Origin of the sequence: Amycolatopsis coloradensis (assembly GCF_001953865.1) — a bacterium.
Lineage (GTDB): Bacteria > Actinomycetota > Actinomycetes > Mycobacteriales > Pseudonocardiaceae > Amycolatopsis > Amycolatopsis coloradensis.
In genome coordinates, this window is record NZ_MQUQ01000007.1 from 106,871 (window position 1) to 119,069 (window position 12,199).

Genomic DNA, 12,199 nt, shown 5'->3' on the forward strand with positions numbered 1-12,199 from the left:
GTGTTCAACAAGGCAATCACCGCGGTCAACACCTGGCTCATGCAAGGGCCCGGGATCCCGGACTTCGACGATCCGGCACCGATCGCGCCGCCGACCAAACTCGCCGACGCCGCATCCACGCTGATCGGCTGGATGAAATGGGGCGGGCTGATCGGCGCCGTCGGAGCGCTGGTCGCGGCGGGGATCATGATGGCGGTCGGCCGCCGCAACCGAAATAATATGGCCGTCGAGGGCGCCATGGCCTTGCCCTGGGTTGTGGGCGGTCTCGCTCTGATTCTCGGCGCGACCTCCATCGTGGGGTGGCTCATCTGATGGCCGCCCACCGGCGGCCTCGTCGCTGGTGGATCGTCGCGGTCCTGATCGTGGCCGCCGTCGCGGGAACCGCGGGCTGGCTGATCAGCCGCAACCACGACGCTCCGGCCGCGAGCCCGCCGCAGCCAGTACCTCCACCAGCTCTTTCACCCGCCACACCACCGCCGGCGAGCGCGACCGCTCGATGCCAGGTCCGCTGGGATCCGACGTCGAGCGGGGACCACGCGCCGGTCAGCGACTGCGCAGGACCGCGCGACAGCAGCGGCGGCCGCGCACGCGGTTTCTCCCACGACCGCGACGGCGCCGTGTTCGCGGCCATCAACATCACGCTGCGCCTGGCGGCGACCGCGGGCCCGTCGGTGTATCGCCCGACCTACGCCGAGCAGACGGTCGGCGACGCCCAGTCCGCGATGTCGGAGCTGGCGCAGCAGGAGACCGACACACCCGCGGCAGAGACCAGGCCGACCCAGTGGTGGTGGCGCATCGGCGCCGGCGACCCGACCGCCGAGCTGGTCGTGGTCGACCTCGCGGTCGCGACACCGCAGACCGCCGCCAGCGAATCGTTCGCGCGCGTGTCCATTGCCCTGCAATGGGTCTCAGGCGACTGGAAAGTTCAGCTGCCGCTTCCACGCGCCTCGCTCCACTCCACAGTGGACGGCTACACCTCGCTCGGCGTCGTCCCGAGGGGAGGTCGCTGATGCCCGAAATCGTCCTGGCCGACGACTGCGGCATGTTCGACGTCGGCTGCAAGATCGGGGCCGGGGTCAACAACTGGTTCGTCGAGCTCACCCTCTCCATCGCCAAGGGCGCGGCCCAACTGATGGCCGAGGCCATGACGTACTGGACCAGGAGCGACCGCTCGTCGATGTTGCAGAGCCCCGCGATCGAAGAGATCCAGGGCCTGCTGATGTACGTCGGGATCATCCTGCTGGTCGGTTCCGTTGTGTGGCAGGGAATCATCCTGACCTACAAACGCAAAGCCGAGCCGTTGGTCAACGTCGGCACAGGCTTGATGTCGTTCGTCGTCTGGTCAACCCTCGGCACAACCGCCGCCGTCCTGCTCTACGAAGGCGGCCTCGCGCTCTCGGGACAGATCCTCAACGTCTCGATCGACAAATTCAGCAACACAATGGCTGTCGCCATGCAGGCCAACGTCGCCGGATCCGTGGCCAGCATCTTCTTCCTCAGCCAGATCATGTTCTTCCTCTCCGCGATCCAATGGATCCTGGGCTTCTTCCGCATGGGCGGGCTCGTCATCGTCCTAGCGCTCATCCCGACAGCGGCGGCCGGGCAAATCAACGAGGCCACCAAACCGTGGCTGCGCAAGCTCTTGAGCTGGGCACTGAGCCTGATCCTCTACCAGCCGATCGCCGCAGTGATCTACTCGATCGGATTCGTGCTGATCGGCGACGGCCAGGACATCGGCACGATCCTCACCGGCATGGCCGTGCTGGCACTCGCGGTCATCGCGATGCCCGTCATGCTCCGCTTCTTCGACTGGGGCGGCCAGCGGTTCACCACCGGCGGCGGAGGGGGCGGCGGCGCCATGGCCGCCGGCGCCGCGGCCAGCATGCTCGGCGGCGGCGGAGCCAGCGCCTTCAGCAAATTCATGGACCGATCCGGCCCCGCCGGAAACAGCGGCACGGGCAAGCAAGGCGCCGGCGCGCCGCCGGTGACCCCCGCCAACAACGGCAACGGACCCAACCAGAACAGCAGCCCGGGAGGCGCGGGCAAACCTCCCACCGGCAAACCGGGCGAGGGCCAGGGCCAGGGCGCCGAGAAGGGTGCCGGAACCGACCAAGCCACCGGGGCGACCGCGACCGGAACCGGAACCGGAACCGGAGCCGGAACCGGAGCCGGCGCGGGAGCGGGAGCGGCGGCCGGGACAGCGGGCGGTGGGGGAGCGGCCGCCGCAGGCGCCAGCAAGGCGCATCCCGCCGGGGCCGTTGCCGGTGCGGCGCTGGCAGCAGGAAATCAGGCGAAACAGCAAATGGGCAACACCATGACCGAGGGGTCCGGCGAAGGGTCCGGCAATGGGTGACACACGAACCTACGGAGGCTGGCGGCTGCGCCGCGGTTTCGGCCTCGGGAAGCTCTCCGAAGCGCAGACCGCCGTTCTCGCCGGGTGTGTGCTGCTACCACTGGTGAGCTGGATTGTCATTGCCACAGCAGGTCTCTCGCTGCTGATCATGGGCGTCGCGCTCGCGATCTCGCTAGTCATCGGGGTGCTCGCCGTCGTCCCGCATCGCAGCCGGGGTGTGTCGCTGGGCGGCTCGCTGATCATCTCGATCCGCAGTGCCACCGCGAACCGCAAAGGCTGGTCGGAGTGGGAGTCCGGGGTCTTCACCACCCATCCACGCCGGGGCGAACTTCCCGGCGTGCTGGCCCCGCTCATGCCGTTGTCCACAAAGGATGGCTTGGGAAATCCGTTCGGGCTGCTGTGGGACCGCCGCACGGGTCGGCTGACCGCGTCGCTGCGGGTGGCGCCGGTCGGCACCGTGCTCGCCGACCAGGACCGGACCGACCTGTGGATCGGAAGCTTCGCCGCATGGCAAGCGTCCTTGGGATACGAGCCGACGGTGGAGTGGGCAGCGATCACCGTCGAGTCGGCGCCCAGCACCGGAACCGAACTGGCCGACTACGTCAACGACCGGCTCGACCCGGCCGCTCCGGCGATCGCACGGGAGACGATGACCGAGGTCGCCGACGCGCACCGCGGGTCGACCGCCGACATCTCCGTCCGGGTTTCCCTCACCTTCCAGCCCCAGCGGGCGCGGCCCCAGCCGCGCGACGACGCCGAACGGGTCGCCGAAGTCTCCCGCGCGCTGGCCGGACTGGAAGGAGATCTCCCGCTGTGCGGGGTCGCGATGCTCGGCCGCGCCACCGCTGCGGACATCACCCACTGGCTGCGATCGGCCTACGACCCACACTCCCGGGGAGAACTCGGTCGTCTCGCCGAGCAGAAGCACCTGCTCGCCTGGGCCGAAGCCGGACCGGTCAAAGCGCACGCCCTGCCCGATCACTACTGGCACGACTCCGGCTGGAGCTGCACCTGGGCGATGGCGGGGCTGCCGAACCAGCTGGTCACCTCCAACGTGCTCGCGCCGCTGGTGACCCCCGGCCGCTATCACCGCAGGGTCAGCATCACCTACCAGCCCTATCCGGCCGATCAGGCCGGGGACGTCGTGGCCCGCGAAGCGACCGGGTCCGCGTTCCGGCGCGAAGTGCGCCGCCGCCGGGGCATCGACGAGACCGCCCGCGACCGTGCGGACGAGGTCCGCGCGCGGCAAGCCGCCGAAGAGGAAGCCCGGGGCGCGGGCGTCGGCCTGTGGGGAATGTATGTGACCACCACAGTCGAGGACCCCCGCGACCTTCCCGACGCGATCGCCGACGTCGAGAGCCGAGCGCGCAACGCGAAGCTGCAACTGCGCCGCTGCTGGGGATGGCAGCACGCTGGGTTCGCCGCTTCCCTCGGCGTCGGGATCTACCCGCCGGAACTTGCCCGGCGCGGACGGATGACCCGATGACCACCGCCGATCACCTGAAGCGCAAGAACACCCGTCCGGCCCGGCCGGTGACGAGAGTCGCTACGGCGTGCCGGGGGATCCACCCGTACCGCGGCTGGTGCGTCGGCCGGTCCCGTCGCAACGCCCCGCGAACACCAGCGCGGCGACCGCGCGCCCGAGCCCGAGCCGCAGGCGACCAAGCCGAGGCGGACACCAGAACCACCATGGGGGACAGGATGAAGCACACCAGCAGCGGCAGGCGTGTCCACGCCCCGACTGTCTACAAAGCACAGACCGGCCCTCGGCCGTGCCGAACCACGAGACCACGGCACGCGACCTGACCGGGCGCGCCGTGCTCGAGTCCGCGACGCGAGCACCCGCCCATCAGCATCGCTGCCACTCCGTTCCGCGAGCAGACGGCCGTCATGCCGTCCCGGCGGGACTACGACCGTGCGGCGGCTTCACCTGCATCCCGGTGGCAGGAGGAGACCGCGCGCACCGCGGCGGTGTCCGGCCCGGCTGGGGGTCGCGCCGGACACCGCCCACCTGCTCTCACATCCGTTGCTGGACCAGCAGTTCACGCGATCAGGGGGAACGCGATGAGCATGTTCGGCCGGCGTGCCACCAAGGCCGCCACCGATGCCGACGACTCGCCTGCGGGCGATCTCGTCATTCCGCAAACCGTCGCCGACGCCGCCATCAGGCACCGTCCCGAGGTCACGGATCCGCTCGCGGATCTGCGCGCTCTGCCGGTCCCGCCAGCGCGCGGCTGGGCGGCCCGCCGAAGCGGCCGGGACCACCACGTCGGCTCGGCCGCCTTGTGGCAGGGCACGACCACCCAGCTGGCCGGTTTGTTCCCGTTCGTCGGCGGTTCCGGGGCGAGGGTACGCGGTGTCCCGATCGGACACGACCTGCACACCCATGAGCCCATCGGTCTCCACCCAGGAGACTGGTTGAAAACCGGAATCATATCCAATACGGGTCTATGGGTCCAGGCGCAACCGGGTGTCGGCAAGAGCGCCTTCGCCAAGCGGCTCGGGACCGGATTGTGTGCGTTCGGCTGGATGTTGTTCGTGCCGGCGGATGTGAAAGGTGAATACACCGCACTGATCCGGCGCCTGGGCGGCACCGTGATCAAAGTCGGTCGCGGGCACGACGCGATCAACCCGCTCGACCCCGGTCCGCTGGCCGCGTTGCTGGCCACGACCAGCGGCCGGGAGCGGGACGCACTGCGCGAGTCCATCCGGGCCCGGCAGACCTCCCTGCTGGAAGGGCTGTTGCTGCTGGAATTGGACCGGCAGCCGACGCCGACCGAGCGCAACCTGGTGTCCCGCGCGATCGACCTGGCCACCGACGCGGCAGTCGACAACCAGCCCACCATCCCGGAAGTCCGCGCGGCGCTGGAACAAGCACCGCAGCAGCTGTTGTCCGCCGCGCGGGTCAACGACGACCGCGGGCGTTACTTCGACCTGATCCGGGAGGTGCTCTCCAGCTTCGACCTGCTCGTCGACGGCCCGCTACGGGGCCTGTTCGACCGGCGCTCCACCGCACGCCTGGATCCGGCCTCGCCCGCGACGTCGCTCGACATCTCCGTGCTGGACGAGGAAACCGACGAGGTCGTGGCCGCGGCGATGCTCTGTTCCTGGGCATGGGGCGCGGCCATGATCGAGGCCCGCCAGGCCGGGCAGGGCCGCAACATCCTGTGGATCCAGGACGAAGCCTGGCGGGCACTGCGGACCGGTTCCGGGCTGGTGGAGAAGTCCGACCGGCTCACGAGGCTCAACCGGCATAAAGGCGTCGCCAGCGTCTATCTGACCCACAGCATGGACGACCTGGAAGCCCTGCCGTCCGAAGAGGACCGCGCGAAAGCGCGCGGCATCGCAGCCCGGTGCGCGATCCACGTCTACGGCGGCCTCCCCGCCACGGAACTGCGCAGCCTGACGGTGTCGCTGTCCTCGCGCGAAGCCGACATGCTCTCGTCCTGGCAGTCCGCCGGAACCTGGGTCCCCGGACAGCGCCACCCCGGCCGCGGCCTCTACCTGATCAAAGCGGGGGAGCGGGCCGGTCTGCCGGTCCGGATGAACCTCTCCCCGCGCGAACTCGAGTTGTACAACACCGACAGCGCGTTCGACTCCGCCCCACGCTCGGCGGTGGCGTGATGAGCAGCCCCACCTCACGACGCCACGCCTCGGGCGGCACCCCGGTCCTCCCGTGGGTGATCACCGGCCTGATCGGCGGAGTGTTCCTGCTGGGCGGCATGGTGTGGCTCGCCGCGCAGGTCGCCGCCGCCACCGGATTCCCCGTTCCCGCCGTCACCGCCATCCCGGACGCGCTCGGCGAACCGGGCCTGACCGGCCTCATCGGCCCCGAGGGATCCCCGACCTGGTTCTACATCATCTTCGGCACCGAGATCGCGCTGCTTCTCGCGGCAACGATCACCCTGCCCCTCCTGATCACCAAACGGAAACGGCCTCGCGACGGGCACCGGTCGATGAACTCCGCCCGGGAATTCCGCGAGCTCCAGCAACCGGCCATGGCCAAACGCGCCCAAGGCCTGCAGCAGTCCCTGGCCGGAACCCGCGTACGCGACCTCACCGGACGACAGGTCGGTGCGGCACTGGGCGACATTGGCGGGAAAACGGTCTACAAGAGCCACGAAGACGTCGAGCTGGTGATCTGCGGGCCCCGCTCCAACAAGACCAGCGCCAAAGTTGTGCCGGAGATCCTCGGTGCCCCGGGAACCGTCGTGGCCACCAGTAACAAGGGCGATGTCTGGGCACTGACCGCAGGCCTGCGGGCGCAGGTCGGTGAGGTCTTTCTCTTCGACAGCAACCAGATCACCTACCAGCCGCAAACTTTCTGGTGGGATCCGCTGGCCGGGGTGACCGATGTGGAGTCCGCGTCGCGCATGGCGTCGTACTTCATGCGCGAGGTCGGTGGCGGCGCCGGTGGCGGCGCCGACCGGGCCGACCCGTTCTTCACGCCCGCAGCCGAGAAAACGCTCCGGCAAATCCTCCTGGCCGCCGCGGTGTCCGAGAAGTCGTTGCGGGACGTCGTCAACTGGGTCGCCACCCGCTCCGACGAACCCGCCGTGCAACTGGAACAGCACGGTTTTCGTGGCCAGGCCGACTCGCTGCGCGCCACCCTCGAACTGCCACCGGAAACCCGGGGCGGTGTCTACGAAGGCGTCGCGACGGCGATCTCCTGCCTGGACTCCGAATCGCTGCTGCGCTGGGTCACGCCACCGCTGACGTGGGAGAAGCTGGCACCGGACCCGGCCGCGATCCGCGAGCTGAACCTGTGGGACCTGATCACCCGTCCCGGCGATCGCCATCCCACGCTCTACCTGCTCACTCGTGAGGGTCAGGGATCCGGCCGCCCGATCGTCGCCGCGATGGTCGGCGAGCTGTGCAACGTCGCGTTCCGCGCGGCGGCCGCGAACGGCGGACGCCTCGATCCGGCACTCACCGTCCAGCTCGATGAGGCCGCCAACATAGTCCGAATCCCTGAGCTTCCTTCGTGGTATTCGTGGTTCGGGAGCCAATCGATCATGGTCACCACCGTTCTGCAGTCCCGCGAACAAGGCCGCAGCGTGTGGGGCAAAGAGGGTTTCGACGCGCTGTGGAGCGCGGCCACGATCAAAACCGTCGGCGCCGGCATCGCCGACCCGGACTTCGCGGAAGATCTCAGCCGACTTGTCGGGGACCACAAGGTCGAGGAAACCTCCACCAGCTACTCCAGCGGCGGGCCCTCCACCTCGCGGAGCCTGCACACCGAACGCATCCTCACCGCCGCCGACATCGCCGCCATGCCGCGCACCAACGCGCTCCTCATCACCTCGGGACGCCGCCCCGGACTGCTGCGCCTGCGGCCCTGGTACGCCGAACCGGACGACGAGGAAAAGCGTGACCTCATCGCACTGTCCAAAGAGGCCACCGGCCAGATCCAGCAGTCGGCGATCACCTACCTCGGACCGGACAATCCCGTGGCGCGATCCCTGCGCCCGCCGGACACCGCCACACCGGCAGGAGGCCGGTCGTGACCACGCCACCGCACGCGGAACCGCAAGAACCCGAGCGCACAGCCGGAAACACCCCGCCCGGCACCGACGCTACTTGGGTAACCGCCGGACAACTTCGCGCCCTGGAACAGAGAGTCAGCCAATGGCTGCGCGGCATGGAAACCGAGCAGTTCCAGGTAAGCAACGAACTGCACCAGATCAAGCGCGCGGTTGAACTCGCACAAAACGGGCTCGACACGCTCGAAGTCGGCCTGGCCGACATCTCCCACCAGTTCGGCAATCTCTACACCCAGATGCAGGCCACAGGTCCGCCGCTATGGGACGAGAACCCCCCGGAAGCCGACACCGCGGACGCGGCAGAGCCAGGCGAGAACAGCCACCCGGACGGCGCCGAGGACGACGACCAGGTACAGCGGCCCTCGCTGAGCACGGTGCACGCCTGGGTCACCGAACACATCGCCCCGATGGTCCGCAAAACCACCACCACCGGCGAAGGCGGCGGGATCCGCTGGTGCCGCCAGTGGTGGCACCACCACGACGCGGTCGAACGCTTCACCGCCCTGCACCTGGCCCACGAAGAGCTGTCGGACTCCGGCGAGCCGTCCTGGCTCTCGGTCTATCTCCGCGATCACCTCGACCCGCACCTGAGCACGCTCACCAGCCCCGCCGGACCGTTCCACGCCTGCACCCCCAACAGGCACTCCACCACCGTCGCCGAGCTCGGCCATGCCGAACGCCCCGCAGACACTCCGCCTCACAGCACTGACGACAGCACAGGGGAACTCCCATGACGCAGCCAGAAGAAGACCCGGCGTTCCTGGGATTCGCTTCCCGACCTGTACCCGTGCCCCCGCGCGAGGTCCTGGTGTACGACCCGGCTGCGGGGCAATACGGGGAAACTGACGAATACTTCGCCGGGATCGGCAGAGCCCACGCGGACCATATCGTGAACCAGCTGATCACGATGCGGCGAATCCCGGACTTTCGGCCCTTCGACCTGCAAACCGAGGTCGATCGTTTCAACCCCAACCCGGAGGTCCACTACGGCGGGGAACTCGACTACCCAGCCGGGGACTACACCAAAGGCCTCACCAACCAGCTTGCCCACGACGCCGAGCGGCTCCGATCCCTGCAGCACGAGTCGGAAACCACGTCGGTGGCCGGCTACACCGAGGAGCGCGCGCGGGACGTCGCGTGGTACCAGACCATCGTCCGCGATCTGCCAGTCGACGACGTCAGCGCTGTAGCAACGGAACTTGACAACCTCGCCCGAGCGCTCGCACACACGAGCCGCACGGCTCTCCCACATCGCCTCGCCGTCGCTGACCGCGAGAAACAGCAGGAAGCACAGGATCGGGCCGAACTAAGAGAGTTCAGTACCGCCATCGACCGGTACAGCCTTCATCTCAGACTGCCTTCTCTGCACTCGTCCAGCAACGCTGAGCAGGCTGCGGAACACAACCGTCTCGTGGCCCGGATCGCGGTCCTGGACACGAAGAACCCGCACCTGCTCGCCAGCCTGCCCGCCGACCGGGCCCAGATCGTGCACACCCTTCTGCCGGAGTCAGCGACCCGACAACACGGCCGGCCCGGCCTATTGCCGCAGACGCACGCTCCGAACGAGGTGCTGCTGCGGTCCCTCACCAAGGCCACCGACGAACTGCTCGGCACGCTTCTGCACCCTGCGGCGGGAGTCGATCACCCCGCTGTCGGCCCATTGGCCATCAAGGTTTCCGAGCTGTGCAAGGAACATCCCGAGCTGGTGGCGTCTTTGCCACCGCTCCAGGCAGGACTCGTGCGCAGCGTGGACGCCGCCCATCCTCGCGCGGCCGAGAACAACAGCTCCCCGACGGCAGTCAAGTCGGCTCCCGCGCAGACGGAGCGAACCGCTCAGGCCCCAACGAGACCGCGACTGTCGGCGGCGGCTCGCCCCGGGACAGCAGCAACTCGGCACGGCTCGGCAGCCAACACGCCCGGACCAGGCAAGGGCCGATGACAAACCCTCCAACGACCTTTCGACCAGACCGCCGGCCGGAAGGCAGTGACGAGGCACGCCCGGCCTCCTACAGCCTCGCACACGACGCCGAAGGAGTGCTCCCGTGACCGAACCAGATCAATACCCGGTGTTCCTAGGAGTCTCGTCCTGGCCGGTGCTTTCGCCGCCCATTGAGATCCTGGAACTGGGATTCGACCCAGAAGATCAAACTGATCAGATCCGCGAGTACTTCGAAACGGTCGGCACAACTCACGCCGACTCCCTCGCCATTCACGTGGCCACAGGACTGCGAAAGGGGGCGGGCCGCGAGTTCGACGTGGAAGCCGAGATCGACCGGTTTGACCTGTTCCGGGACGATTTCCCTGAATGGGGTTTGTACGACTACAGCACTTCCGATTACGCCCTAGGACTTTGCTATCGGCTGGATGCCCGAGTGGACCAGCTCATCAGGGTAGCGAATGGGACGGAACCGAAGGATCTGTTCTACAGCAGGGACCTGGAGCAGGGGGTCGCCTGGCATCGCGATGTAGCCGGTGATCCTCCGGCTGAGGACGTGTCGACCTTGCTCGCGGAACTCGATCGCCTCATCCGGGGCTATGCCCGCAAGGCCGGGATCCCACTACCTGCGCGACTGGAGCGAGAAGATCGCGAGCGTGAGCAGGCGATCCGCGATCGTGCCGACTTGAGCGAACTCAGTGCCGCCATCGATCGGTACAGCCTGCACCAAAGTCTGCCGTACCTGCACTCGGCCGGTGGCACCGAACAACGCGCCGAAAGCGAACGCCTCGTCGCCCGGATCGCCGTGCTGGACACGCGGAATCCCCACCTGGTGGCCAGGCTCCCGGCCGACCGTGCCCAGGTCGTGCACTCCCTCCTGCCGGAGTCGGCAACACGCCAACACCAAGGCAAGGGGCAAGCATCGCCGCCCGCGCACGAAGCCGGCGAGGAGAAGCCCGGGATCTTCCCGGCCACATTCACCGACGCGGCCGACAAACTAGCCGCCCACCTGCTTCACCCCGCAGCACAAGGGAACGATCGCACCGCGATCAGCGAACTGATCGACCGGCTTGCCGAGTTCCACCAGCACGATCAGTCCCTAGCGGACCTGCTACCCACCGTCCAGGCAGGACTCGTACGCAACCTCGACACCGTACGCACCCGCATTGACGACAGCAGTTGGTTCTCCACCCTCGGTTCCGCGGCAACCCGGCAAGTGCAAGGCCCGCAACCACAAGAGCAGGCATCGGACGATGCGCTGGATCCGTACATGCTGGCCGCGCGAGCGAGCCGATTCACCTTCGACGCCAACACTGTCCCGGTCGGGGATCCGCAGTATCGCCCGTGGTTGGTGCTGCACGTCGAGCGACGCGGAAGCGCCCAGTGGATCATCCGGCGCGGCTCGGATGGTGACGTGTTCAACCCCGACACCAGCGAATTCGACAGCAACTGGGCCGTCGGGACTCCGACAACCCGACCAAGTACCGCTTCGACCGGGACGACGCCGTACAGCGCGCCGCGGACTTGCTCTTCCAGGAGACCACGAACGACACGGCAGCAAGCGCTTCGGCCGCCGACGGACTCCACGCGGTCGATACCGCTTCGGCCCAGCTCACAGGTACAGCGGACATCCCGTCCGCCGGTTCCGGCGCGGCCGGGAACCGCAGCCGCCCGGCATAGCGCCGCGGCCCGCTCACCCGGCACGGCCCGTGGCCGATGACGACCACACCTGTGCACCACTGACCACGGGCGAATCCGCACTTTGAACAGATTGTCTTTCAGGGGGACGACATGCCAGAACCGGAGAACGTAGACCACAATGGAGGGCATGACGATGAATCAATTCGGCGCGGACGCCGAGAAACACTGGAAGGGGATCAGGGCGGAAGAGTACGCCCTGATCGAGGATCCGACGAGGTACTTCACGGAGCTGGGGGAGCGGATCGCGGCCGAGATCGAGCGCCGGACGAACGAGCAGGAGCGCCAGCAGAAGGCAGGCCAGTCGGAAGACTTCATGGCGAACCTGGCCGGGCTGAACAACGTGGCGATGACGGTCAGGGACGACGTGATGCGCGAGATGGCGTTCACCGAGCCGGGAACGACGATGTAGCACGGTTCCGGCCCCGAGGGCAGGAAGACTTCGCGCCCTCGGGGCAAAAAGCGCGGATCGAGGCCAACCTCGCCGCCCTGCGGACGCTCGCCCAGCTGCGTGACGATCCGTCCGCATCCTCGCCGACAGACGCCGACGGTACGACACCGGTCGTCGCTGACGCCGGGCAACCCCGCGTCAGCGACGAGGTCCGGGCGACGCTGGCCCGGTGGTCCGGCTGGGGCGCCGTTCCGCAACTGTTCGACCGCGACGAGTTC

The 12,199-nt window shown here is 68.3% G+C and carries 10 protein-coding genes; all 10 read left to right on the top strand.

The genetic code is table 11. The features are described from left to right. The 10 genes from BS329_RS15710 to BS329_RS15755 all read left to right on the top strand — a co-directional run bounded on the left by BS329_RS15710 (nucleotide 1) and on the right by BS329_RS15755 (nucleotide 11,942). On the top strand, nucleotides 1–312 hold the full coding sequence (locus tag BS329_RS15710; protein WP_084749810.1) for a hypothetical protein: 312 nt from the start codon (nucleotides 1–3) through the stop codon (nucleotides 310–312). Beyond that, the gene (locus BS329_RS15715) at nucleotides 300–1,010 is read left to right on the top strand and encodes a DUF8175 domain-containg protein (protein ID WP_143253056.1); all 711 of its coding nucleotides are present in this window, start codon (nucleotides 300–302) and stop codon (nucleotides 1,008–1,010) included. Before BS329_RS15710 ends, BS329_RS15715 begins: the two co-directional genes overlap by 13 nt. A gap of 32 nt (nucleotides 1,011–1,042) precedes the next feature. Further along, nucleotides 1,043–2,353 carry a hypothetical protein gene (locus BS329_RS43370; RefSeq protein WP_158075790.1) on the top strand — a complete coding sequence of 437 codons (1,311 nt, stop codon included), beginning with the start codon at nucleotides 1,043–1,045 and terminating at the stop codon, nucleotides 2,351–2,353. Then, nucleotides 2,346–3,839 carry an SCO6880 family protein gene (locus tag BS329_RS15725; RefSeq protein WP_076161394.1) on the top strand — a complete coding sequence of 498 codons (1,494 nt, stop codon included), beginning with the start codon at nucleotides 2,346–2,348 and terminating at the stop codon, nucleotides 3,837–3,839. The genes BS329_RS43370 and BS329_RS15725 overlap by 8 nt, the downstream gene beginning before the upstream one ends. Nucleotides 3,840–4,417: 578 nt before the next feature. After that, on the top strand, nucleotides 4,418–5,977 hold the full coding sequence (locus BS329_RS15730) for a hypothetical protein (RefSeq protein WP_076161397.1): 1,560 nt from the start codon (nucleotides 4,418–4,420) through the stop codon (nucleotides 5,975–5,977). After that, a complete protein-coding gene (locus BS329_RS15735; protein ID WP_076161485.1) occupies nucleotides 5,977–7,860 on the top strand; it encodes a type IV secretory system conjugative DNA transfer family protein in 1,884 nt (627 codons plus the stop codon). Before BS329_RS15730 ends, BS329_RS15735 begins: the two co-directional genes overlap by 1 nt. Next, complete coding sequence (locus BS329_RS15740; RefSeq protein WP_143253057.1) at nucleotides 7,857–8,630, top strand: DUF4913 domain-containing protein; 774 nt, start codon at nucleotides 7,857–7,859, stop codon at nucleotides 8,628–8,630. Before BS329_RS15735 ends, BS329_RS15740 begins: the two co-directional genes overlap by 4 nt. Then, nucleotides 8,627–9,835, top strand: a complete 1,209-nt coding sequence (locus BS329_RS15745) for a hypothetical protein (RefSeq protein ID WP_143253058.1) — start codon at nucleotides 8,627–8,629, stop codon at nucleotides 9,833–9,835. The genes BS329_RS15740 and BS329_RS15745 overlap by 4 nt, the downstream gene beginning before the upstream one ends. 103 nt (nucleotides 9,836–9,938) lie before the next feature. Beyond that, nucleotides 9,939–11,552, top strand: coding sequence for a dermokine domain-containing protein (locus BS329_RS15750; protein WP_143253059.1), 1,614 nt, complete (start codon nucleotides 9,939–9,941; stop codon nucleotides 11,550–11,552). Between the two features lie 108 nt (nucleotides 11,553–11,660). Further along, entirely contained in the window at nucleotides 11,661–11,942 is a 282-nt protein-coding gene (locus tag BS329_RS15755; protein WP_143253060.1) for a hypothetical protein, read from the top strand. Nucleotides 11,943–12,199: the final 257 nt, after the last annotated feature.